The 22,652-nt window shown below is 63.4% G+C and carries 22 protein-coding genes; 8 read left to right on the top strand and 14 right to left on the bottom strand.

From position 1 onward, the window contains the following. Positions 1 to 63: 63 nt before the first annotated feature. The 8 genes from HOP58_RS19730 to HOP58_RS19695 form a co-directional block, all read right to left on the bottom strand. Positions 64 to 846 carry an L-iditol 2-dehydrogenase gene (locus HOP58_RS19730; protein WP_234261303.1) on the bottom strand — a complete coding sequence of 261 codons (783 nt, stop codon included), beginning with the start codon at positions 844 to 846 and terminating at the stop codon, positions 64 to 66. After that, positions 843 to 1,562, bottom strand: coding sequence for an HAD-IA family hydrolase (locus tag HOP58_RS19725; RefSeq protein WP_234261302.1), 720 nt, complete (start codon positions 1,560 to 1,562; stop codon positions 843 to 845). Before HOP58_RS19725 ends, HOP58_RS19730 begins: the two co-directional genes overlap by 4 nt. 11 nt (positions 1,563 to 1,573) lie before the next feature. Further along, positions 1,574 to 2,716, bottom strand: a complete 1,143-nt coding sequence (ugpC, locus tag HOP58_RS19720) for a sn-glycerol-3-phosphate ABC transporter ATP-binding protein UgpC (RefSeq protein WP_234261301.1) — start codon at positions 2,714 to 2,716, stop codon at positions 1,574 to 1,576. A 12-nt stretch (positions 2,717 to 2,728) separates the two neighbouring features. Then, positions 2,729 to 3,547, bottom strand: coding sequence for a carbohydrate ABC transporter permease (locus HOP58_RS19715; RefSeq protein WP_051004670.1), 819 nt, complete (start codon positions 3,545 to 3,547; stop codon positions 2,729 to 2,731). A gap of 102 nt (positions 3,548 to 3,649) precedes the next feature. Then, positions 3,650 to 4,540 carry a sugar ABC transporter permease gene (locus HOP58_RS19710; protein WP_010629336.1) on the bottom strand — a complete coding sequence of 297 codons (891 nt, stop codon included), beginning with the start codon at positions 4,538 to 4,540 and terminating at the stop codon, positions 3,650 to 3,652. A gap of 69 nt (positions 4,541 to 4,609) precedes the next feature. Beyond that, a complete protein-coding gene (locus HOP58_RS19705) occupies positions 4,610 to 5,914 on the bottom strand; it encodes a sugar ABC transporter substrate-binding protein (RefSeq protein ID WP_010629337.1) in 1,305 nt (434 codons plus the stop codon). 200 nt (positions 5,915 to 6,114) lie between these two features. Then, positions 6,115 to 7,074, bottom strand: coding sequence for a sugar-binding transcriptional regulator (locus HOP58_RS19700; protein ID WP_010629338.1), 960 nt, complete (start codon positions 7,072 to 7,074; stop codon positions 6,115 to 6,117). Positions 7,075 to 7,144: 70 nt separating this feature from the next. Beyond that, positions 7,145 to 7,702: an NUDIX hydrolase gene (locus HOP58_RS19695; RefSeq protein ID WP_010629339.1), complete on the bottom strand. Its 558-nt coding sequence runs from the start codon at positions 7,700 to 7,702 to the stop codon at positions 7,145 to 7,147. Between the two features lie 70 nt (positions 7,703 to 7,772). On the opposite strand from HOP58_RS19695, the gene HOP58_RS19690 reads away from it, so the two are divergent. From HOP58_RS19690 to HOP58_RS23290, 4 genes are read left to right on the top strand one after another with little or no spacing between them, the layout of a single operon-like run. After that, a complete protein-coding gene (locus HOP58_RS19690; RefSeq protein WP_010629340.1) occupies positions 7,773 to 8,417 on the top strand; it encodes a CoA pyrophosphatase in 645 nt (214 codons plus the stop codon). Between the two features lie 41 nt (positions 8,418 to 8,458). After that, positions 8,459 to 9,118, top strand: coding sequence for a 2OG-Fe(II) oxygenase (locus tag HOP58_RS19685; RefSeq protein WP_234261300.1), 660 nt, complete (start codon positions 8,459 to 8,461; stop codon positions 9,116 to 9,118). Further along, positions 9,118 to 10,719: an ATP-binding protein gene (locus HOP58_RS19680; RefSeq protein WP_234261299.1), complete on the top strand. Its 1,602-nt coding sequence runs from the start codon at positions 9,118 to 9,120 to the stop codon at positions 10,717 to 10,719. Before HOP58_RS19685 ends, HOP58_RS19680 begins: the two co-directional genes overlap by 1 nt. Beyond that, complete coding sequence (locus HOP58_RS23290) at positions 10,716 to 11,348, top strand: response regulator (protein WP_234261298.1); 633 nt, start codon at positions 10,716 to 10,718, stop codon at positions 11,346 to 11,348. The genes HOP58_RS19680 and HOP58_RS23290 overlap by 4 nt, the downstream gene beginning before the upstream one ends. Positions 11,349 to 11,425: 77 nt before the next feature. Here HOP58_RS23290 and HOP58_RS19670 read toward each other — a convergent pair whose 3' ends face one another. The 5 genes from HOP58_RS19670 to HOP58_RS19650 form a co-directional block, all read right to left on the bottom strand. Next, positions 11,426 to 11,791, bottom strand: coding sequence for a copper-binding protein (locus HOP58_RS19670; protein ID WP_086511137.1), 366 nt, complete (start codon positions 11,789 to 11,791; stop codon positions 11,426 to 11,428). A gap of 1 nt (position 11,792) precedes the next feature. Next, positions 11,793 to 14,939: a CusA/CzcA family heavy metal efflux RND transporter gene (locus HOP58_RS19665; protein ID WP_103970128.1), complete on the bottom strand. Its 3,147-nt coding sequence runs from the start codon at positions 14,937 to 14,939 to the stop codon at positions 11,793 to 11,795. Positions 14,940 to 14,950: 11 nt separating this feature from the next. Next, positions 14,951 to 16,411 carry an efflux RND transporter periplasmic adaptor subunit gene (locus HOP58_RS19660; RefSeq protein ID WP_234261297.1) on the bottom strand — a complete coding sequence of 487 codons (1,461 nt, stop codon included), beginning with the start codon at positions 16,409 to 16,411 and terminating at the stop codon, positions 14,951 to 14,953. Next, the gene (locus HOP58_RS19655) at positions 16,408 to 17,628 is read right to left on the bottom strand and encodes a TolC family protein (protein WP_234245967.1); all 1,221 of its coding nucleotides are present in this window, start codon (positions 17,626 to 17,628) and stop codon (positions 16,408 to 16,410) included. Before HOP58_RS19655 ends, HOP58_RS19660 begins: the two co-directional genes overlap by 4 nt. A gap of 167 nt (positions 17,629 to 17,795) precedes the next feature. After that, positions 17,796 to 18,209, bottom strand: coding sequence for a hypothetical protein (locus HOP58_RS19650; RefSeq protein WP_234261296.1), 414 nt, complete (start codon positions 18,207 to 18,209; stop codon positions 17,796 to 17,798). Positions 18,210 to 18,424: 215 nt separating this feature from the next. Between HOP58_RS19650 and HOP58_RS19645 the strand changes: the two genes are divergently transcribed. Both HOP58_RS19645 and HOP58_RS19640 read left to right on the top strand, forming a co-directional pair. Next, positions 18,425 to 19,102: a heavy metal response regulator transcription factor gene (locus tag HOP58_RS19645; RefSeq protein WP_086511142.1), complete on the top strand. Its 678-nt coding sequence runs from the start codon at positions 18,425 to 18,427 to the stop codon at positions 19,100 to 19,102. After that, complete coding sequence (locus HOP58_RS19640) at positions 19,102 to 20,526, top strand: heavy metal sensor histidine kinase (protein WP_086511143.1); 1,425 nt, start codon at positions 19,102 to 19,104, stop codon at positions 20,524 to 20,526. Before HOP58_RS19645 ends, HOP58_RS19640 begins: the two co-directional genes overlap by 1 nt. Before the next feature lie 22 nt (positions 20,527 to 20,548). On the opposite strand, the gene HOP58_RS19635 is transcribed toward HOP58_RS19640, so the two are convergent. After that, the gene (locus tag HOP58_RS19635; protein ID WP_200825324.1) at positions 20,549 to 20,986 is read right to left on the bottom strand and encodes a hypothetical protein; all 438 of its coding nucleotides are present in this window, start codon (positions 20,984 to 20,986) and stop codon (positions 20,549 to 20,551) included. 362 nt (positions 20,987 to 21,348) lie between these two features. Here HOP58_RS19635 and HOP58_RS19630 point away from each other — a divergent pair, with 362 nt between their 5' ends. Together HOP58_RS19630 and HOP58_RS19625 are read left to right on the top strand one after the other, a co-directional pair. Beyond that, positions 21,349 to 21,807: an ATPase gene (locus tag HOP58_RS19630; protein WP_234261295.1), complete on the top strand. Its 459-nt coding sequence runs from the start codon at positions 21,349 to 21,351 to the stop codon at positions 21,805 to 21,807. Positions 21,808 to 21,939: 132 nt separating this feature from the next. Continuing rightward, the gene (locus tag HOP58_RS19625; RefSeq protein ID WP_234261294.1) at positions 21,940 to 22,548 is read left to right on the top strand and encodes a hypothetical protein; all 609 of its coding nucleotides are present in this window, start codon (positions 21,940 to 21,942) and stop codon (positions 22,546 to 22,548) included. Positions 22,549 to 22,652 lie beyond the last annotated feature (104 nt).

Genomic DNA, 22,652 nt, shown 5'->3' with positions numbered 1-22,652 from the left:
AAGCGCAGGCATCAGGCGTGTTCGAAAAGGCAGCGAGCAAGCGCAGCCATTTTTCGAATACGCCTAGCTCATCCAGTTGCCTCCATCGACATTGATTGTCTGAGCGACCACATACTCACTATCGTCGCTGGCCAGAAATACCGCCGCTCCGGCGTGATCCTCCGGCTTGCCCATGCGCCCGAAAGGCACCGCCTCGCCGACCAGGCGCTTCTTCTCGCCCAGCGGGCGGCCCTCATAGCGGGCAAACAGCGCATCGACCTCGTCCCACATGGGGGTGTCGACCACCCCCGGGGCGATGCCGTTGACGCGGATGCCGTGCTTGATCAGATCGAGCGCACAGGACTGGGTCAGGCTGATCACCGCCGCCTTGGTGGCACAGTAGGTGCTCACCAGCGCCTCGCCGCGCCGCCCCGCCTGGGATGACATGTTGATGATCGCCCCGCCCTCGCCGCGGGCCACCATCTGCCGCGCCACCGCCTGCAGGGTGAAGAACAGCCCCTTGGTGTTGACCGCGAACTGACGGTCGAAGCTTGCCTCGCTCACCTCCAGCACCGGCGCCATGTCGAACACCGCGGCGTTGTTGACCAGAATATCGATGGCGCCGAGATGTTGAGTGACCGCCTGGACCATGGCCTGGATGGAATCGACGTCGCAGACGTCGAGCCGTACCCCCATGACGCGGTCGGCGGCCACGGTACGCAGCCCCACCAACGCCTCGTCGATGGCGCCGCTGTCGATGTCGGCAATCGCCACCCGGGCCCCTTCGGCGAGATAGCGCTCGGCAATGGCCAGGCCGATGCCCCGCGCGCCACCCGTTATCACGGCGACCTTATCTTGGAGTTTCATCTTGGGCCTTCCTCGTTGGTTTCATTCGTGGCCGCCTTTGCACCGGCACGGCGCCGTTCACGCCACAGCTGAATCAAGGTCTCGAGGCCATGCATGGCCGGCAGCACCCGCCACGCTCCGGCCTCCAGCAGTCGTGCGACATGGCCCTCCTCGATGTGACTGGCACCGGTGAAGCCAATCACCGTCATGCCGGCGGCGTGGGCCGCGGTCACACCGGAAACGCTGTCCTCCACCACCAGGCAGTCGCCCGGCGCCCGCCCCATGCGGCGTGCCGCCAGCAGGTAGAGATCGGGCGCCGGCTTGGGCCGTTCGACCTCGTCGGCAGTGAACAGCGGCACCTCACCCAACCGGGCGTCGAGCCCGGTGACGGCCAGCGAAGCCAGCACCCGCCGACGCCGGCTGTTGGAGACGATGGCCAGCGGCAGCTCGATGCCGGCCAGCGTATCCGCCACGCCTTCGACGGCGCGTAGCTCCTTGGCCAGGCGTGCCTCGATGGCACCGTCGATACGCTCCAGTGCATCGGCGGGCAGACGGTGGGCGCTCTGCCGCTCCAGCCGCGCGAGAATCGCCCCGGTGGTCATGCCCAGCGCCTGGCGCAGGGCGACATCCTCGGGAATGTCCGGTAGCAGCTGACGGAGCTGCTGCACCAGCGTCGCTTCGGCAATCACTTCGCTGTCCACCAGCACGCCATCGCAGTCGAAGATCAGCGTTTCCATGCCTGCCCCGCTCATAGGCGGCCCGCCGCGGCCGGAGCACGATTGTCCTGGCGGTTGAGCCCGGCCAGAGGGTGCCGAGTAAGACTGGGCAGTGCCAGCCCCTCGCCGTCGAAAAGATGCGCGCAGTCGCGCTCGAAGCCGAAGCGCAGAGTATCGCCGACCCGGCTGGCGACGTTGCCGTCGGCGCTCACGGTAACCAGGGTGTCCTGCATGCGCACGTAGAGCGAGGTCACCCCGCCCAGACGCTCGATCACCTCGATGCGTCCTGAGAGCGGCCCCGCCGGGTCGAGCTGCAGATGCTCAGGGCGAACGCCCAGGGTCAGGGCGTCATCCTTGAGGCCGCTGCCGTCCACCGGCACCGTGCAGGCGTCGCCGCCAGGCAGGCGCACCTCGACGCCGGTAGCCGCCGCGCTCACCCGCTGCACCTCCAGGAAGTTCATCTTCGGCGAGCCGATGAAGCCGGCCACGAAGCGGTTGCGCGGGTGGTGGTAGAGCTCCATGGGCGAGCCCACCTGCTCGACCATGCCGCTCTGCAGCACGACGATCTTGTCGGCCATGGTCATGGCCTCGATCTGGTCGTGGGTGACGTAGATCATGGTGGCGTCGAGTTCCTCGTGCAGGCGCGCCAGCTCGATGCGCATCTGCACCCGCAGCGCCGCGTCGAGGTTGGAGAGCGGCTCGTCGAACAGAAAGATGCTGGGGTTGCGCACGATGGCGCGGCCGATGGCCACCCGCTGACGCTGCCCACCGGAGAGCGCCTTGGGCTTGCGTTCGAGCAGCGGCTCGAGCTGCAGGATCGATGCCGCCTCACGCACCTTGCGCCGCCGTTCCTCCTTGGATACCCCGGCGAGTTTGAGGCTAAAGCCCATGTTGTCCTCGACGGTCATGTGCGGGTAGAGCGCGTAGCTCTGGAACACCATCGCCAAGCCGCGCTCGGCGGGGCCGACCTCGTTCATGCGTACGCCGTCGATCAGGATGTCGCCGCTGGTGGCGCTCTCGAGGCCGGCGATCATGCGCAGCAGGGTCGACTTGCCGCAGCCGGAGGGGCCGACGAAGACCACGAACTCACGGTCGTTGACCTCCAGGTCGACGCCCTTGATCACCTCGGTGTCATCGAAGCGCTTGACGATGTCGTGCAGTTGTAGCGTTGCCATGGGGAAACCTCGTTACTTGACGGCGCCGAAGGTGAGACCGCGTACCATCTGCTTCTGGGTCAACCAACCGAAGATCAGGATCGGCGCGATGGCCATGGTCGAAGCGGCCGAGAGCTTGGCCCAGAACAGCCCCTCGGGACTCGAGAACGATGCGATGTAGGCGGTGAGCGGTGCGGCGTTGGACGAAGTGAGATTGAGACTCCAGAACGCCTCGTTCCAGCTCAGGATCACCGACAGCAGCCCGGTGGAGGCGATGCCGGGAAGGGTCAGCGGCAACAACAGGTAGACCACTTCCTGGAAGGTGTTCGCGCCGTCCATGCGCCCCGCTTCGAGGATGTCCCGCGGCAGGTCCTTGAAGAAGGTGTAGAGCATCCATACCACGATCGGCAGGTTCATCAGGGTGTAGACGATGATCAGCCCGGAGCGGGTGTCGAGCAGGCCCAGATCGCGGAAGATCAGATAGATAGGCACCAGCACGCCCACCGGCGGCAGCATCTTGGTGGAGAGCATCCACAGCAGCGTGGCCTTGGTGCGCCGCGTGGGCAGAAAGGCCATGGCGTAGGCAGCGGGGATGGCGATGAGTAGCGCCAGCAGGGTCGAGCCGAAGGCCACCACCACGCTGTTCATGGCGAACTTGAAGTAGTCGGCCCGGGCCTGAACGGCCACGTAGCTCTCCAGCGTCGGAGTGAAGATCAGGCTGGGGTCGGCAATCGCCTCGGCCTCGGTCTTGAAGCCGGTCAGCACCATCCACAGGATGGGAAAGAAAATGATCAGCGCAATGCCCCAGCCCAGCAGCGTGAGCCATAGCCGCCGCATCCCGGCGCTTGGCATCAGCGGCGTATGCCGGGCCCGCGCTCCGCTGGACGTGGCGGCCAGGTGGCCCTCGGCCGGCAGCACCTTGGTCTTGAGTGTGGTCATGAGCGGCTCCTCGCCTCAGTTTTCCAGGTTCCTGGCCACCAGCCGGACCAAGAAGATGGCGACGATGTTGGCCAGGATAATGGCGACCACCCCACCCGCGGAGGCCAGGCCGACGTCGAAGTCGAGCAGCGCCTGCATGTAGATCAGGAACGCCAGGTTGGTGGTGGCGAGCCCCGGGCCACCCGAGGTGGTGACGTAGATCTCGGCGAAGATCGTCAGCAGGAAGATCATCTGGATCATGATCACCACGCTGATGGCACGCTTGAGGTGCGGCAGAGTGATGTGGAAGAACACCGCGATGGGGCCGGCCCCGTCCATGCGTGCCGCCTCGACCTGATCCTCGTCGAGAGACTGCATGGCAGTGAGCAGGATCAGCAGCGCGAACGGCAGCCACTGCCAGGCCACGATGATGATGATCGAGGTCATCGGCAGCGACGAGAACCAGTCCACCGCCGGCAGCCCGAACACCCCGGCGAGCCACGCCAGCACCCCGTTGCTCGGGTGCATCATCATGTTCTTCCACACCAGCGCACTGACCGTGGGCATGACGAAGAACGGCGAGATGGCCAGCACCCGAGCGATGCCGCGACCGGGAAACTCCTGCTGGAACAGCACCGCCAGCAGCACGCCGCCGACCACGGTGATGGTCAGCACCGAGCCCACCAGCACCAGGGTGTTGCCCATGGCGCGCCACAGCGCCGGGTCGGTGAACAGGAATTCGTAGTTCTCCAGGCCGGCGAAGCCGACCATCTCCGGCATCAGCAGGTTGTAGCGCTGCAGAGAGAACCATACGGTCATGCCCAGCGGCACCAGCATCCACAGCAGCAGCAGCGTGACCGCGGGCGCCTGCAGCGACAGCGAGCGCAGACCGCCGACGGTACGCCCGGAGGCGCGTGTCTTGCTCATAGCATCACCACGGAAGGTCGAGAGGTTGGCCGCCGGGCACTACCCCGGCGGCAGGGCGGGTGGCGCGGTTCAGTAACCGGCGCGCTGCATGGTGCGCGCGGTGGCGCGCTGGGCGTTCTGCAGCGCCTGCTCGACGCCGGTATCGCCGGTCAGCGCCGCGGCGATGGTCTGACCCACCTGGGTACCGATCGACTGGAACTCGGGAATGCCCACGAACTGCACACCGATGTAGGGGCTCGGCTCCAGCGTCGAGTCGGTGGGGTCGGCGCTGTTGATGGCATCGAGTACGAAGCTGGCGAAGGGCGCCTCGCGCTGGTAGTTCTCGTTGGCGTAGGTGGATTCACGAGTACCCGGCGGCACGCTGGTCCAGCCCTGGGTCTCGCCGACCAGCTCGATGTACTCCTGCGACGTGGCCCAGATCAGGAAGGTCTGGGCGGCCTCCTGCTTGTCAGAAGAGGCGGGAATCGCCAGCGCCCAGGACCACAGCCAGTGCGCGCCCTTGGGCGTCTCTGCCACCGGCGCCGGGGCGAAGCCGAGACGATCGGCGACCTGGGATTCGTCCGGGTTGTAGAGCTTGCCCGCCGCCGAGGTGGCGTCGACCCACATGGCGCAGTTGCCGCGGGAGAACAGCGCCAGGTTCTCGTTGAAGCCGTTGGAGCTGGCCCCCGGCGGGCCATAGTTGCCGAGCAGGTCGACATAGAAGCCGATGGCCTCCTGCCAGGCCGGCGAATCGAGTTCGGGATTCCACTCCTCGTCGAACCAGCGCCCGCCGAAGGTGTTCACCAGGGTGGAGACGAAGGCCATGTTCTCGCCCCAGCCTGGCTTGCCGCGCAGGCAGATACCGGCCAGTTGATTGGCGGGGTCGTGCAGCTCGGCGGCCCATTCACGCACCTCTTCCCAGCTCGGTTGCTCGGGCATCTCGATGCCGGCCTCCTCGAACAGGTCGGTGCGGTAGTAGAGCATCGAGCTCTCGGCGTAGAACGGCAGCGCGTAGAGAGAGCCATTATGGGAGAGGCCGTCGCGCACCGGCTTGAGCAGGTCATCCTCCTGATACGCCTCGGGCAGATCGTCGAGAGCGACCAGCCAGCCTCGCTCGGCCCAGATCGGCGCCTCGTAGGTACCGATGGTCATGACGTCGAACTGGCCGCCGTCGGTAGCGATGTCGGTGGTCAGGCGCTGACGCAGCACGTTCTCCTCGAGCACCACCCAGTTGACCCGAATGCCGGGATGCGCCTCCTCGAAGGCACTGGTCAGGCTCTGCATGATCACCATGTCGTTGTTGTTGACCGTGGCCACGGTGATGGTCTCGGCTTGGGCGGCGGTAGCGAAGGCGGCCGCCAGGCCGGCCAGGGGAAAGGCGTAGGCGAACTTCATGTCGGGCTCCTGTGTGCTGGGCGTGCCCGCTGGGGGCGTTATTGTTGGTGGAAATTGTTGTTGGGTGCCAGGAATTGTCGTTGGTGCCGGGAGTCGCTGTTTTGATCATTTAATCATCTGACGATCAAATGATCGGACAGCACGCAGCAAAAGGCAAAGGCAAGGCCCTTAGACTTTAGGTTAAGCCAGGTCGAATCGGGTCAGGAAAGCGCTTCGTTCTCGAGAATGAAGCGCGCGGCGCTCTCGTCGGTGATGAGTCCCTTGAGCCAGCCGCCGCGCAGCGCGGCGAGAATCGCTGGCCCCTTTTCGCGACCGCCGGCCAGTGCCACCAGGCTCTGGTCGCGAAACATCTCCAGCGGCAGGCTGGTGACGCGGCGGGTGATCGAGCACTCGATGACCGCACCGTTGCGGTCGAGCGGCCAGCCGAGCAGCTCGCCCACGGCGTTACGGCTGAGCAGTTCGTCGAGCTCGGCCTCGCTGATGAAGTGGTCCTGGAACAGGGTGGCCTGACGGTCGATGCGCCCCACCCCGATGTAGGCCGCCTCGGCATCCTTGGCGACCTCGACGATGGCCTGGAACAGACGCTGGCCGAGCATCGCCTCCTTCTCCCCCACCGAGCCAGCCACCACCGGCGCCGGCAGCAGGAAGCGCTCGCCGCCGGTCTTGTCGGCCAGCACCATCACCCCGTCGTAGCGGTTGGCGGAGCCGTCGCGGGCGACGTTGCCCACTAGCGAGACGAAGCGGTGCTGGGGGCGCTCGATACGGCTGAGCGCCTCCACCGTGGCACGCACGGAACGGCCCGTACCCAGCGACAGGGTCAGCGGCTCGGTGCGCTCGATCAGCCTGGCCAGGCGCTCCGCCCCGGCCACCGCCAGGTAGTGGGCACTGCTCTCGGGGGCTTCCGGATCGGCCGGCACCACGTCGCAGAACTCGAGCCCGAAGCGCTGGAGGATGGCATCCGACATCACCATGCAGTTGGCCAGCGGGTGGTCGATGTGCACCTTGACCAGCCCCTCCTGACGCGCCAGGGCCAGCAGCCGCTGCACGCCGGGGCGCGACACCCCCAGTTGGCTGGCGATCTCGTCCTGGGTTCGCCCGCCCACGTAGGAGAGCCAGGCCGCACGGGCCGCCTGGTCCAGCTTCAGCTCGAACTTGTCCACGTTACCCGTTCCTCATCGAATGCCCATCAAGCCGAACCCCAGTCATGCCGCCCCCTTACGCGGAGCCTCGTCATGCAGAGCCAAAGTAGCGTTCGCGGTCCTCGGCGGTGATGTCGCTGATGTGCAGCGGGTAGTGGCCTTCGCCGCGGTCGGCGTAAAAATGGCGCAGGGTGCGCTCGATGGTGGGAAAGGCCAGCTCGTCCCAGGGAATCTCGTGCTCCTCGAACAGGGCCACCTCGAGGCTCTCCGGCCCTGCGCAGAAGCTGCCGGTGAGCTCGGCGCGGAAGATCATGTAGACCTGATTGATATGAGGCAGGTTGATCAGCGTGTAGAGCCCGTGGATGTCGACCTCAGCGCAGGCCTCCTCCCAGGTCTCCCGAGCCGCCGCCTGCACGGTGGTCTCGGCGTTCTCCATGAAGCCCGCCGGTAGGGTCCAGAAGCCCTTTCGCGGCGAGATGGCACGGCGGCAGAGCAGGATGCGCGAACCGCTCACCGGCAGCGTGCCGGCCACGATGCGTGGGTTCTGATAGTGGATCGAACCGCAGGCGTCGCACAGGTATCTGGGCCGATCGTCTCCTGCCGGAATCGCGAAACGCACGGTTTGGCCACAATGGCTGCAGAAGTTCATGAGTCTCCCTGGCAGGCTTGACGTCGGCAAAGGCCCCCGGGTAGAAGGAATCAAACCCGACGGAAACCCCATGTTAGAGAAACTTCGCAAGCGCCTGCAAGCGCACGAGCCCCGCCATCTGCGCCTCGACATGCCGCGTGCCGCGGTGCTCATGCCCATCGTCGAGCGCCCCGAGCCGACGCTGCTGTTCACCCAGCGCGCGGGGCACCTGAACACCCATAGCGGCCAAGTGGCGTTTCCCGGCGGCAAGCGCGAGGAGGCCGACCGCGACCTGCTGTTCACCGCCCTGCGCGAATCCCATGAGGAGATCGCCCTGCCGCCGGAGCGGGTCGAGCTGCTCGGCCGCCTGTCGGACGTGGTTTCGCTGCACGGCATTCTGGTGACGCCCTATGTGGGGCTGATTCCGCCGGACCTGCCGCTCACGCCCGACCCTTCCGAGCTGGATGCGATCTTCGAGGTGCCTCTGTCGCTCTTCCTCGAGGACCGCCGTCACCACACCGACGTGATCACGGTCGACGGACGCCCCCACTACGTTCCCAGCTATCACACCCAGGGCCAGGTGATCTGGGGGCTCTCGGCGATGATGCTGGTAGAACTGCTGGCGGAGGGCTTCGAGCGTCCCATCAGCCTGTTCGATGAGCCGCCACAGGGTCGGCTATGCTATTTTCCCGAGCGCCTGCTGCGCAGTCCGAATACCGCCACGCGCCGCTCCTGATATTGTCCCTGCCCCTTGCCTCCCGGAGGTTCGCCGCATCCATGTCGCTGCTCACCCAACCGGCCTTTGCGGCCAGCGCCCTGCCTCAGTTGGTCGATGCCCTGGTCGAACAGGGCTGGTTCATCGGCGAGGGCTTTCTCGACGCCGAGCTGTGCCATGACCTGCATCGTGAGCTGATGGAGATGGCCGAGCGCGACGCCCTGGCTGCCGCCGGCATCGGCCGCGGCGACGAGCATCAGCTGCGCCGCGACATCCGCGGCGACGCCATTCGCTGGCTCGACCGCGAGAGCCTGGCCCAGCGCCGCTACCTGGAAGCCATGGGCGAGCTGCAGCGCGAGCTGAACCAGGCGTTGTTCCTGGGACTGTTCGAGTACGAGGCGCACTTTGCCCACTACCCGTCCGGGGCCTTCTACAAGAAGCATCTGGACAGCTTTCGCGGACGCGCCAACCGGGTGGTCTCCACGGTGGGCTACCTCAACCCCGACTGGCCGGCGGATGGCGGCGGGGAGATGGCGATCTTCGCCGCCGACGATCACGAGCGAGAAGTGGCCCGGGTGCGCCCCGAAGCCGGCAACTTCGCCTGCTTTCTCGCCGAAACCGTGCCCCACGAGGTGCTGCCCACCCGCCTGCCGCGAGCCAGTATCGCCGGCTGGTTCCGGCGCAATGCCTCGCTGGACGGCCTGGTGGATCCGGCGCGCTGATGGCCGACGAACTCGAGGCGCTGCGCGCACGGCTGGCCGAACTCGAGGCCCGCAATGCCGCGCTCGAACTGAGCCAACAAGAGCTCGAAGCGAGAGTCGCCGCGCTCGACGAGGAGAAGCGCCACTATCGCTGGCTGGCGGAGAGCACCACCGACCTGATTTCTCGTCACGCCCGCGACGGCACCTTCCTCTACGCCTCCCAGGCCGCCCGCGACCTGCTCGGCTACGAGCCCGAGGAGCTGATCGGCGTCTCGGCCTACGACCTGTTCCACCCTGCCGATCTCGCCGACCTGCTCAACAAGTCGCCGCGGGTCTACTACCACGACGGCTTCTACCAGCAGACCTACCGCTTCCGCGCCAAGGACGGACACTACGTCTGGTTCGAGACCACCAGCCGCACCCGCCGCGACCCGGCCACCGGCGAGCTGATCGACGTGCTCTGCGTCTCCCGTGACGTGGGCCGGCGCATTCGCGCCGAGGCCAATCGCGAGCGCCTGGCCCGGGTGGTGGAATCGACCACCGACTACGTGCTGTTCTGCGACGGCGACGAGCGGCTGTTCTACTCCAACGAGGCGGCGCGACGCTTGCTGGGCCTGCCGCGCGAAGGGCTCGATGCCCGGCTCGAACGGGCCTACACCCCGAGCTCGCTTGCCATCCTGCGTGAAATCGTGCTGCCCGCCGTGGCCCGCTACGGCTCCTGGAGCGGCGAGCTGGAGATGCCGGGCCCCAAGGGGCCGGTGCCGGTACTCAGCGTGGTGCTGGCCCACCGCGGCCCCGGCGCCGAGCCCGACCACCTCTCGCTGCTCAATCGTGACATCGGTCTGCGCAAGGCCGCCGAGGCCCAGGCACGACGCCACCAGGAACAGATCGCCCACGCCAACCGTCTGGCCACCACCGGCGAGCTCGCCTCCAACATCGCCCATGAGCTGAACCAGCCGCTGGGCGCCATCGCCAATTACATCAGCGGCGCGCTGCTGCAGCTGCGTGCCGATCCGAATCGCCCGGCCAGCGACCTCGCCCTGCCGCTGGAGCGGATCGATACCCAGGTACAGCGACTGGCGCAGCGGCTGCGCCACATTCGCACCTTCGTGCGCAAGGGGCAGACCCGCCCGCGCCCGGTCGCGCTGTTCGAGGTGGTGGATGCCGCCTGCCGACTGTGCGAGTGGCAGTATCAGCAGGCAGGCATCGCGCTTGAGTACCAGTTGCCGGAAACGCTGCCCCGCGTGATGGCCGACCCCATCGCCCTGGAGCAGGTGCTGGTCAATCTGCTGCTCAACGCCTTGGAAGCGAGCCACGAACGGCCTGCCGCCGTACGGGTCGAAATCCGCGCACGGCGCAGTGGCCAGCGTGAAGTGACCTTCAGCGTCAGCGACCAGGGCCCCGGCATCGCCGTCGAACAGGCCCAGGCGATTTTTACGCCGTTTCACTCCAGCCGCCCGGAAGGGCTCGGCATGGGCCTAGCCATCAGCCGTTCGCTGATGGAAGCCATGGGCGGCAGCCTGGACCTCACCGACGGTTCCGAGGGCGCCACCTTTACCGGTACACTGCTGGCCGAAGCGAACCCCATTCACCGCAGCAAGCCGCCCCGGAGCCAGCCGTGACCCAGCCCAGCGCCGCCCCCTGTATCGCCGTGGTCGACGACGACGAGGCGCTGCGCGACTCGCTGGCCTGGCTGCTCGACTCCGTAGGCCTGGCCACCCGCGCCTTTGCCGACGGCGAGGCGTTTCTCGCCGCCGACCCGGCAAGCTTCGATGCGGTACTGCTCGACGTACGCATGCCCGGTCTCTCCGGCCTGCAGGTACAGCAGCGCCTGCTGGAGCGTGGCGACAGCGCCCCGGTGATCTTCATGACCGGCCACGGCGACGTGCCCATGGCGGTGGCCGCCCTCAAGGCCGGCGCCTTCGACTTCATCGAGAAACCCTTCAACCAGCAGCAGCTGATCGACGCCGTGCAGCAGGCGCTCGCCGAGTATCGGCGCCAGCGCGCCGTGAGCGAGCGCATCGACACCCTGCGCGCGCGCTACGACGCCCTGCGCCCCAAGGAGCGCCAAATCCTGGTGCTGGTGGCCGAGGGCCTGACCAGCCGTGAGATCGCCGAGCGCCTCGACGTCAGCGCCAAGACGGTGGAGATCTACCGCCTGCGAGGCATGAAGGCGCTGGGTGCCGGCAACCTGGCCGAGCTGGTGCGCTTCTGCGTGGCGCTGGGGCTGGTGGAGCCCTTGCCGAAGTAAGAACGGCCGCCTCCGAAGAGAGCGGCCGCCTCCGAAGAGAGCGGCCGTCCGGCTTCTTGCAGGAAGCGCACCCAATCTCAGTCGATGGTCTCGAGAGAGACGATTTCGTAGTCGGTCTCGCCGGTTTGACGCAGTACGAAGATGATCTGGTCTTCCGTATTCACCAGCTCGGCCAGCGCCGGATCTGCCAGCGCCAGCTCCATGGTCATGGCTGGCCAGCGAAGCTCGGCGATAGGTTCATGTGCTACCAGCACACTGCTGCCATCCTGCGCTATCGACCGTACGATCCCGACACCTTCCGCCGTGCGCATTTCCTGATGTTCATGACCAGTCTGGGCACCATGAGCCGCGTGCTTGCCATGTCCATGATCACTGCTCGCCACTGCCGGAGCTGCCATAATGAGTCCCATCACGACCACCAACTGAAGCATACTGTTTTTCATATCAAAGGTTTCCTTCGGTTTTGGAGTTGCTGAGCGCAGCCTCGGATGAGACGGACTCGGGGAAGTGTCGTCGCTGCCATAGCCAATAAAGAACGGGAATGAGCAGCAGCGATACCAGGGGGGCAGAAATCATGCCGCCGACCACGGGCGTGGCAATACGCTGCATGGCCTCGGATCCTGGGCCGGAATCCAGCAGCAGCGGACTCAGACCCAGCACCACCGTGAGCGAGGTCATGGCCTTGGGACGTACCCGCATGACCGCGCCGTCGATGATCGCTTCACGCAGTTCACCTCGGGTACGGGGCCGCCGCTGCTCCACTGCCCCGCGGACATACATCAGCATCACCACGGCGAACTCTGCTGCCAGGCCTATCAACAGGATGAAACCCGCCGCCACGGCCACCGAGACGTCATAGGTGAGCCAGTAGAGCAGCCACACGCCACCGACGGCGGCGAATGGCAGCGAACCCATGAGCATGAAAGTCTCGGCAGCGTTACGGAAGCATAGGTATAGCAGCAGGAAGATCAGCACGATGGTCACCGGGACCACCCACTGCAGGCGCTCCTTGGCCCGTTCCATGTACTCGTACTGGCCTGACCAGGTCACCGAGTACCCGGCAGGCAACGTGACCTGTTCCATCACCCGTTGCCGCGCCTCGGCCACATAGGAGCCGATATCGCGCCCGCGGATGTCGACCACCACCCAGCCGTTGAGACGTGCGTTCTCGGTACGAATCATGGCCGGACCGTCCACGATGTCCACCTGTGCCAGCGCCTGCAGGGGAAGGTAGGCCCCCGCCGAGGTGATCACCGGTAGATCCCGCAGGCTCTCCAGCGAGTCGCGCCAGTCCTGGGGATAGCGCAGGTTGATGGGGTAGCGCTCCAGCCCCTCGACGGTTTCGCTCACATTCATCCCCCCGACGGCGGTTTGAATGATGGCCTGAAGGTCGCTGACATTGACGCCATGGCGCGCGGCGGCTCGCCGGTCGATATCCACTTCGACGTAACGCCCGGCGGCGGTGCGATCGGCATACGCCGACGCTGTACCCGGCACATCTTGGAGCACGCGTTCGATCTCCCGCCCAACACGCTCGATCTCTGCCAGGTCGGATCCAGCCACCTTGATGCCCACCGGCGAGCGAATGCCGGTCGAGAGCATGTCGATGCGCGTCTTGATCGGCGGCACCCAGACATTGGCCACCCCCGGGAAACTGACTGCCTCATCGAGTTCGCGAATGATATCGGCCTTGGTCATGCCATCGCGCCACTGGTCGCGTGGCTTGAAGCGAATGACGGTTTCCAGCATGCCGATGGGGGCCGGGTCGGTGGCCGTATCGGCCCGCCCTGCCTTGCCAAAGACCCCTTCCACTTCCGGCACCGACATGATCAACCGGTTGGTTTGCTGCACGAATTCACGCACCTTGCCAATCGAGGCGCCAGGTTCCAGCGACGGCATATACATGAGATCGCCTTCGTCGAGCTGAGGCATGAACTCGCTGCCAAGCTTGCTGGCCGGGTAGGCCACGCTGGCGGCAACCAACACTGCTGCTGCAATGGTTGCCCAAGGGTAGCGCAGCAGAGCATCGAGCCCGGGACGGTAGATGGCGATCAACATGCGGCTCAGCGGATGGGCAGACTCAGGGCGTATGCGCCCGCGCACCAGATAGCCCATGAGCACCGGGACCAGGGTGATACCCAGCCCGGCCGCCGCTGCCATGGCATAGGTACCGGTAAAGGCCAAGGGCTGGAACATGCGGCCTTCTTGCCCTTGGAGAGTGAAGAGCGGCAGAAAGCTCACCACGATGATCAACAGCGCAAAGAAGATCGGCCGCCCTGTTTCCTTGGCCGCCTCCGCCACGGTATGCCAGCGATCCTCCCCTGGCGGCGCCTTCTCCAGTCGCTTGTGCAGGTTCTCCACCATGACGATGGCGGCATCCACCATGGCGCCGATGGTCACGGCAATGCCGCCCAGCGACATGATGTTGGCGTTGATGCCCTTGGCCTGCATGATCATCAGTGCCGCCAGGATGCCGATCGGCAGTGCAACGATCGCCACCAGAGCGGAGCGGAAGTGGAGCAGAAAGACGACACAGACCAGCGCAATGATGAGGAATTCCTGCAACAGCTTGACCGTCAGGTTGTCCACCGACTCCTGAATCAGTACTGAGCGGTCGTAAGTCTCCACGATTTCGACGCCTTCCGGCAGGCTCGGCCGCAGCTCTTCGAGGCGGGCCTTGACACGCTCGATGGTGGCAAGCGCATTCTCGCCATGGCGCATGACCACCAGGGCTCCCACAGCCTCGCCCTCGCCATCCAGCTCAGCGATGCCGCGGCGGGCAGCGGGGCCGATGCGGATCTCGGCCACATCCTCGAGCAGCACTGGAGTGCCGTCACCGCCAAGGCCAACCGGCACCAGGCGAAGCTCCTCGATGCCGGTCAGATAACCACGGGAGCGAACCATGTATTCCGCTTCACCCATCTCGATAACCGAACCGCCCGCCTCCCGGTTGGCGCCCTCGATGGCCGAACGGATGCCGGCAAGTGTCAGGCCATAAGCGCGCGCCCGATGCGGATCGAGCACCACCTGGTACTGCTTGACCATGCCGCCTAGCGTAGCGACCTCGGAAACGCCTACCACGGACTGCAATTCGAACTTCAAAAACCAGTCTTGCAGTGAGCGCAGGTCCGCCAGATCGAGCTTACCGCTGCGGTCCACCAAGGCGTACTGATAGACCCAGCCCACCCCGGTAGCATCTGGCCCCAGCGCCGGCGTGGCGCCAGCCGGCAGGCGGGGTGCCACCTGGCTCAGGTATTCCAGCACGCGAGAGCGTGCCCAGTAGGGGTCGGTGCCATCCTCGAACAGCACGTAGACGTAGGAATCACCGAACATGGAGAAACCTCGCACATCCCGCGCCTGGGGCACGGCCAGCATGGCCGTCGACAGCGGGTAGGTGACCTGATCCTCTACCACCTGAGGTGCCTGGCCGGGATAGCTGGTGTGCACGATCACCTGGACGTCGGAGAGGTCGGGGATGGCATCCAGCGGCATTTGCCTGGCTGTGAAGAGCCCCCAGACGACGAAAATAGCCGTCACCAAGAGCACCAGCAGGCGGTTATGCAACGACCACGTGATGATCCTTTCGATCATGAAACGACTCCTCAGTGGTCGTGAGCCAGCGGCTCGATAGCGGTGATTTCGAAGACGAACTCCTCGCGCTCACGCATGCGGAAGCGCATCGGCATGTCGTCGTGCAGCCCATCGAGCTCGAGCCCATCAGCCATGGCAAAGTCCATGACCATTGCCGGCCAGCCCAATAGCGGGATCGGTTCATGGTCGACGTTCAACATGCGGGCGTCGCGATCGATACCAAGCAGACGACCATCGGCCCAGATGTCGTCGTCGACGCTCTCCTCCTCGGCTTCGGTCATGCGCGCCAGCTCAGCGCTGGCTGCCGCTTCGGAGTCGAGCAGGAAGTGGCCGGAGAGAACCACGCGCTCTCCTTCCTTGAGGCCTTCGATGATCTCCAGGTCGCCGTTGGCACGACGCCCTACCTGAACTTCACGCGCCTGGAAACGCCCTTCACCCAGCGCCAGGATGACGCGGTCCTGCCTGCCGGTACGGATCACGGCCTCGGCCGGCAGGTACAGGACGCCCTGCAGCGGTCGAGTGGTCAGTTGGACATCGGCATACATTCCCGGCTTGAGTCGCTCACCGGGATTGTCAAAGGCCAGGCGAACCTGAACGGTTCGCGTCGGACTGTTCAGGCTCGGATAGATATAGTCGATCTTGCCCTCGAGACGCTCGCCCGGGCGGAATGGCAGCTTCACATGGGCGGCGTCACCTCGAGCCACGGCATCCACCTGATGCTCGAACAGGTCGGCAATCACCCATACCTGCGAGAGGTCGGCAATGGTCATCACCTCGGTGCCCGGTGTGACATACATGCCTTCACGCACGTTCAGCGACTCCACTACCCCACTCTGCCCCGCCCGTACGGAGATCAGTCGGCGCGGTTGGCCGGCCCGTTCGATCTCGGCAATTTCGGCGGCACTAATCCCCAGCGCCCTGAGGCGCTCCCGTGCCGGAGCTGGGCTACCACCACGCCGCATGACATGCAGCAGCTCTTCCTGGGCATTGACCAGTTCCGGCGAATAAAGGCGGAACAAGAGCTGCCCCTCCTCTACCCGCTCGCCGGTGGTTCTTACGCTGAGATCCTCTATCCAGCCTTGGGTACGCAGGTGAATGTGGCTGAGTCTCGATTCGTCGTAGTCGACGAAGCCGACTGTCTCGACCAGGCGCGCCAGATCGCCACGAGCCACCGAGCCGATACGTACGTTCATGTTCTGCTGAACGACAGGGCTGATGCTCACGGTGCCGGGCGTCGCGTCGCCATCACCCGCGTAGATTGGAATGAAATCCATGCCCATCTCATCCTTACGCGGTTCAGGAGAGGTCACGGAGGGGTTATGTGGGTGACGGTAATAGAGGACCTGCCTCTCACCATTGGCCGCGCCCGCCGCTTGCGCGACATGGGCATGTGAATCCGGCCAATAGATCACCGCGGCGGCGCCTGCCGCCGCCCCTGCCCCCAGCAGGACGATAACAGCCAATGCCTTCATGCGTTTTCTCCCAACAGATAGAGCAGATCCACCTGCTCGAGGCGGCGCTGGGTGCCGATACGCACGGCCTCGATGCGTGTTTCCAGTTCGGTCAGGCGGGCGCGCACGAGCGAATTGAAATCCGTCGTACGGTTGCGATACCCATGCTCGGCGGCTTCGGCGTTCTCCCTGGCCTGGGGCAGCAGAAGCTGCTGATAACGGCGTTCACGCTCGCTCATCAGCTGCCATCTGGCTTGGCTCTCTCCCAGTTGGCGCTGCAACTCGCGGGCCTGTTCATCCCAGGCATACTGGGCGGCTTCACGTCGATGCACGCTGGCCGATAGGTCGCGATCCTGGCGCTGACGAGTGAAAAGCGGCAGGTCGACCATGACCATCGCCGACATGCGATCCGGCATGCCCATGCCCCGTTGCGTCGGCGTACCGTAGGTCAGCTCGACCGACCACTGCGGTTTGTATCCTTGACGAGCCAGTTCCACGCCATGGTTGCCGGCATCGATAACGGCCTGCTCGGCATCCAGCAGTGGATGCGCCAGCAAGGTTCCCGCGGGCTCGGCCAGCTCGGGAAGGTCGAGAGACAAGGGGCGCGAGAGGGCTTCATTACCCACCCAGCGCGCTAGCTGAGCCTGTGCTACTGCCTCCTGCGCCTGGACATTCAACAAGCGGTCATGCAATCGGCTCAGCTCCAGCTCGGCGCGCAGCAGATCCTGCTGGTCGGCAAAGCCGGAAGCGAACTCGCGCTCAGTGATTTCACGCAGGTCCTCGAACAAAGGCTGGCTCTGCTCCAGCACGCCGAGGATGGCGCGCTGCTCGGCAAGCACCAGGTAAGAGCGCCGTACGGCGCGCACTGCAGCCAGTTCTGCATTGCTGCTTCGCGCCGCTTCCGCCTGGGCCATGGCCGATTCCCGCTCGCTGGCCAACCGACGGCTGTCACCTCGAGGGAAGGTCTGGCGCACGCCCACACGGAGCTGGGTCATGGAATCGTCATCGATGGAAATACCATCTCTTGCAACATCCATGACCTCCATGATCAGCATGGGGTCAGGGAGCTGTCTGACTGAGATGGCGGCCTCGCGGCGAGCCTCCGCCAGCTCTCGATAACGCAGCGTGGCTGGGTCGTCGATTAGAGCAAGTCGTTCCGCTTCACTGAGCGATAACACTTGCTCTGAAAGTGCCGAGAGAGGTAATAGAAATGCTGTGCTCAGCAACACTGCGAGCATCGTTGGTAATCGAAATGCCATGAGCCACCCTCCACGCTCGCCAGAGTGCTGCTAAAAAACGGCACCCCGTTATATTCTTTATAAATGATCAACCAAACCGTCTGACATCACTTACCAAACTGGCCGGCTCAAGCCGGCCAGTTTTATCTCCAAGATATGGAAGTGTGTTATTGGAAAGCGACGTGCAAGCTGTAGCGATGAGCATCCCAACCATCGCCACCCGGTGCCGAACTTCCTGATACTACCAGGCGATACTGCCCCGCCTGCAAAGCTTCGCGAATTTCGAAGTCTCCACCTGAAGAACGGACTTCCTTCACGGTGTTACCCTGAGCATCGATCAGCTGAGCACTCATGGGAAGCATGGAATGAGCCCCCGGGAGATGGCTGCTGGCAATTCTGACCGTTGTAGCCTGGTCCAAGTCGAGCTGGTAAGTATGCGGCTGCCCTGTATTAATGATCGAGCTGGACGTGCTACCTTCTTGCAGCACATTCCCGTTTGATGCCGCAGTGCCGAAACTGGCAAATGCAGGAGCGGAAAACATACTGAGAACGGCAGTAGCAAAAGCAATCTTCTTGATCATGACACACCTCTTTTTCCAATGAAATTTCCTGTTAACAACTTGCAAACGCCAGGACTGTCAATTTCAACTTCGGGCGTGATAGAGTAACCACTCAGCCTACTCATCCCCCTTGTTGCTTGTTCATGTAGGCATAGTACGATGCAGTAGCGGACAGGAAACTGACTCGAAAATGACATTTTTGTCATTTTCGATCGGAGCAGGTTGACGGAGGCTTTGTGAAGATATTGATCGTTGAAGATGAGCCAAAAACCGGTGACTACCTGGCTCAAGGCCTTAGAGAAGCCGGTTTCGTCGTCGACCTCGCCCGCGATGGGCTGGATGGCCTGCACCTGGCCCAGAACGAAGCATATGATCTGTTGCTTCTAGACGTCATGCTGCCCGGGATGGATGGCTGGACCATCCTGCAGATGGTGCGCCGCGCAGGGCAGGACGTACCCGTGCTGTTTCTGACGGCACGAGACGAAGTGGACGACCGAGTGCGGGGGCTCGAGCTCGGCGCAGACGACTACTTGGTCAAACCATTTGCCTTCTCCGAACTACTGGCGCGGATTCGCTCCCTGCTCAGGCGCGGCAAGGCACGTGAGCCGGAAGTGTTCCGCGCTGCCGATCTGGAACTCGACCTGCTGCGACGGCGTGTGACTCGAGCCGGCGAACGTATCGACCTCACCGCCAAGGAGTTTGCCCTGCTAGAGCTCTTGATTCGCCGCCAGGGAGAGGTTCTGCCACGTTCACTGATAGCCTCGCAGGTGTGGGACATGAACTTCGATAGCGATACCAACGTCATCGACGTAGCCGTCAGACGGCTACGCGCCAAGGTCGATGGTCCCTTCCCCGAGAAGTTGATCCGGACCGTACGCGGCATGGGTTATGTGCTGGAGCCGGGAAATAGCTAATGAGCCTTTACCCACGTTCCTTGACGGCCCGCCTGGCCACACTCTACTCCTTGCTGGTGGCAATCCTGCTGCTGCTGCTTGGCCTGTGGCTCGAGTACCTGATTCGGGATCACTTCGACGAAATCGACCATATGGAGTTGACAGCAAAGCTGAACATGATCGAGAACCTGCTTGATCGAGTCGATAGCCCTGCCGCGCTGAATACACTGCCCAGATATCTCGACGACCTATTGACGAGCCATGCCACACTCTCCGTTTCCATCCGCGATGAAGCGGGACAAATACTCTACGCCTACCAACCGGACTTTCTCGAGCCAGTAAAGAATGGAGAGGTCAGCTCACCCAGCGCTCGCTGGAGCGTGGCCGGCCACGAATTCATTGGCCATGAAGTTCAGCAGCTCCTTCCTCTTGCACAGCCCATACCGGTACGCGTCCTGCTGGGCCTGGATATCACCCATCATGCCCACTTTCTCCAGGACATTCGACGTTATCTTTGGACGGGCATTGCACTTGCCGCCCTGCTGACGGCATTGCTCGGCTGGCTGGTCGCACGTCAAGGTCTGGCCCCCCTCAAGCGGATCACGGCAACGGCCAAGCGGCTTTCAGCTGAGCGCCTGGGTGAGCGCCTCGACCTGCAAGCCACCCCACCGGAAATGCTCGAACTGGCCAATGCGTTCAATGGCATGCTGAACAGGCTCGAGGCCGACTTTCAGCGCCTCAGCGAGTTCTCAGCGGATATCGCCCATGAACTGCGTACCCCGGTGTCCAACCTGCTTACCGAAACCCAGGTTGCCCTGTCACGACCACGTAGCACAGGGGAATACCAGGACACACTGCACTCCAACCTGGAGGAGTTGGAAAGGCTGGCGCGAATGATCGCCGACATGTTGTTCCTGGCCAAGGCCGATCATGGTTTGCTGCCCAATCCCGCCGAGCCGGTGCATCTGGAGCGGGAAGTAGACGCTTTGCTGGAATTCTACGAGGCTCTTGCCGAGGAGAAGCAGGTTACGATGCAGCTCAGTGGCGCCGCCACAGTTACCGGCGACCACCTGATGCTACGCCGTGCGATTGCCAATCTGGTGTCCAATGCAGTGCGGCACACCTCCCCTGGCGGCATGATCGAGATCACGATTACCCAAGCTAAGGAGATGGCACGTCTGAGTGTCAGCAATCCTGGTGAGACCATTCCCACCGATCAGTTAGCCAAACTGTTCGAGCGCTTCCACCGCGCCGACAACATCCGCAGCCACCATGGCGAGGGAGCAGGACTGGGGCTCGCCATCACACGATCCATCGTCAAGGCTCATGGTGGAGATGTTGCGGTCAGTTCGCAGAATGGCATTACGAGCTTCTGCCTCTCCCTGCCCCTCTCCGGCAGGCAAAGTACATCATACCATCGTGGCGCCGACGCTGATGGCGAGTGACAGGCAGAAATCCGTTGCCGGCTCATTTGCGATCAATTTGTTGTAGATAGCGCTCTCCGAGCATCTGGCGGCGTGCCAACCACACGATTATCGGCGGTAGCACGAGCCACTGCAGCAGAGGTGTCAGCCCGGTGCCCACAAGAGGCAGTGTCGGCATCCGCTCGGCGTACTGCCAACGCTGCTGAAGCTCAGTGGCATGCCACTCGAGACCGACTGTAATCACGATACCAGTGGCAATGAAGGCGAAGATCGCTCGCGCATCGGGCCGGAGCAGCCAAGAGCGCTGGCGCCGAAACATCGCTACGACCCAGAAAGCCACCAGGGCAATAAGCACATCGCCCATGGTTGCCCGGGTGCAAAAGATGACCGCATCCCAGTGAGCCATCTCAGGCATTGCGACGAAGTAGGGAACTTGCAGGAATTCCCACGGATAGTTCAACAGAAACGCAAATAGCGCCACGTTGAACTCCGGGATGGCCAATAGCCGGCTAGACCTGCTGTATCCGGCTCGTGCTCCCGCCATTATCAGGGCTCCAGAACAGAGAGAAGGCGATGCTGGGCAACAGCTTGAGACAGTGTTTCACGCCATTCGAAGCCAGGCAACCGCTGCCATGCTTACAGCTCGAGCAGCCATCGTTCCTTGATACCGGTCAAGCGATCTCCTTGGACAGTGAGCTATGGTGAAAAGACCAATCGGCGTCAGACACCCATACGCCGTGCCAATCAATGGCGGGTTGAACCTGATGCTGCGAATCAGCTCGCCTACAGCTGGCCTTTGCACAGGCCAGATTTCAGAATCCATCAATACAGCGAGAATGAATCATGTACGTCTCAACCTTCCAAGACGTGGTGGAGTGGACACGCACCCTGCATGAACATATGGCGCACTGCCTGAAACACTGCTCAACGCAGCAGGATGAAGAGCGCGCCAAGTGGCTGCTGACCTATCTGGCAGACCATGAGGCGGCCTTGGAAAAGGTCGTCGCCGGCTTCGAGAAACAGGCCGATCCCAAGGCGTTGAATACCTGGCTCTACGACTACATTTCCTACCAGCCCATCAAGCCGCACCAGTCATGCAATGCACCCTATGCGGAAATGAGCTTCGACGAGATCTGCCAGGAAATCTTCGATCTTCACAATCAAATCATCGACTTCTATCGCTACCTCGAGGGACGTACAGAGATTCCCGAAACACGTGAGCTGATCGGCGAGCTACTCAAGCTGGAACATCATGAAGCAATGCGCCTGGCCCACCAGACCAGCCGCACACGGGATCTATGAAGGACAATGCTTCCACCACGCCAACGGCACCGTTGACGCAAGCATCGCCGAGCGATATCCCGCTCGGCGGTTCGTCACAGGGCTGCTGGGCGTTAGAGGCCGATCTATATCATGCAGAGGCAAAGCAAGGCCATGAATGATGATCGAAGGTCACCTCATATCACCGCCCTTGGCTTGATTGCGATAATACTCTTTGCAGCTTCGCTATATTGGCTTCGAGTTCTTGTCGCACCCATGGCTTTTTCCCTCTTTCTTATGGCACTGGTGTGGCCGGTATATCAGCACCGTATATTCAAGGGGAAGCGAGCGCTGCGTGTACTCGCCCTTGTCATTGCAGTGCTCCTTGTGCTCATTGCAACCTCAGCCATTCTCCTGCTTATGGGCTACGGCGTCCGCGTCGTTGTGGACGGTCTATCGCAGTACGGTCCGCGTGCGCAGGAGACTTACTACAGCATCGGCATGTGGGTCGAAGAGCGGGGTATTGCCTTTTGGCCCACCGCCGGCGACCCATTCAGTCTCAGCCAGGTGTTTCATCTGCTCCATGAGACAGTGATGCGCATCAATGCAATCATTGGATTTATGGCGTTATCCCTGATCTTTCTTATTTTGGGGTTACTGGAAGCCAATGACATGCAGCGGCGTCTTCCGCATGCCCTGGGAGAAGACGTAGCCGGGCGGTTGTTGAGTGCATGCCATGCTCTCGGATGGAAATTCCGCCGCTATATGTCACCGCCGATGTAAAACTGACCCCCTGACGCCGAGGTAAATCTGACCCCCTTGGGCGAAGATGGTGGCTTTTGAGCCGCCGCGATGTTGATCCAGGAGCAGTCAGTGGAAATCAGAGT

Origin of the sequence: Halomonas sp. MCCC 1A11062, assembly GCF_021404355.1 — a bacterium.
Lineage (GTDB): Bacteria > Pseudomonadota > Gammaproteobacteria > Pseudomonadales > Halomonadaceae > Halomonas > Halomonas aerodenitrificans.
The sequence above is the reverse complement of the archived record's forward strand: the minus strand, read 5'-3'. Positions and strand labels throughout refer to the sequence as shown.

Coding starts and splice junctions, on each gene's coding strand:
- HOP58_RS19730 (WP_234261303.1), bottom strand. CDS start 846: ATGAAACTCCAAGATAAGGTCGCCGTGATAACGGGTGGCGCGCGGGGC.
- HOP58_RS19725 (WP_234261302.1), bottom strand. CDS start 1,562: ATGGAAACGCTGATCTTCGACTGCGATGGCGTGCTGGTGGACAGCGAA.
- ugpC (WP_234261301.1), bottom strand. CDS start 2,716: ATGGCAACGCTACAACTGCACGACATCGTCAAGCGCTTCGATGACACC.
- HOP58_RS19715 (WP_051004670.1), bottom strand. CDS start 3,547: ATGCCAAGCGCCGGGATGCGGCGGCTATGGCTCACGCTGCTGGGCTGG.
- HOP58_RS19710 (WP_010629336.1), bottom strand. CDS start 4,540: ATGAGCAAGACACGCGCCTCCGGGCGTACCGTCGGCGGTCTGCGCTCG.
- HOP58_RS19705 (WP_010629337.1), bottom strand. CDS start 5,914: ATGAAGTTCGCCTACGCCTTTCCCCTGGCCGGCCTGGCGGCCGCCTTC.
- HOP58_RS19695 (WP_010629339.1), bottom strand. CDS start 7,702: ATGAACTTCTGCAGCCATTGTGGCCAAACCGTGCGTTTCGCGATTCCG.
- HOP58_RS19690 (WP_010629340.1), top strand. CDS start 7,773: ATGTTAGAGAAACTTCGCAAGCGCCTGCAAGCGCACGAGCCCCGCCAT.
- HOP58_RS19685 (WP_234261300.1), top strand. CDS start 8,459: ATGTCGCTGCTCACCCAACCGGCCTTTGCGGCCAGCGCCCTGCCTCAG.
- HOP58_RS19680 (WP_234261299.1), top strand. CDS start 9,118: ATGGCCGACGAACTCGAGGCGCTGCGCGCACGGCTGGCCGAACTCGAG.
- HOP58_RS19670 (WP_086511137.1), bottom strand. CDS start 11,791: ATGAAAAACAGTATGCTTCAGTTGGTGGTCGTGATGGGACTCATTATG.
- HOP58_RS19665 (WP_103970128.1), bottom strand. CDS start 14,939: ATGATCGAAAGGATCATCACGTGGTCGTTGCATAACCGCCTGCTGGTG.
- HOP58_RS19660 (WP_234261297.1), bottom strand. CDS start 16,411: ATGAAGGCATTGGCTGTTATCGTCCTGCTGGGGGCAGGGGCGGCGGCA.
- HOP58_RS19655 (WP_234245967.1), bottom strand. CDS start 17,628: ATGCTCGCAGTGTTGCTGAGCACAGCATTTCTATTACCTCTCTCGGCA.
- HOP58_RS19650 (WP_234261296.1), bottom strand. CDS start 18,209: ATGATCAAGAAGATTGCTTTTGCTACTGCCGTTCTCAGTATGTTTTCC.
- HOP58_RS19640 (WP_086511143.1), top strand. CDS start 19,102: ATGAGCCTTTACCCACGTTCCTTGACGGCCCGCCTGGCCACACTCTAC.
- HOP58_RS19630 (WP_234261295.1), top strand. CDS start 21,349: ATGTACGTCTCAACCTTCCAAGACGTGGTGGAGTGGACACGCACCCTG.
- HOP58_RS19625 (WP_234261294.1), top strand. CDS start 21,940: ATGAATGATGATCGAAGGTCACCTCATATCACCGCCCTTGGCTTGATT.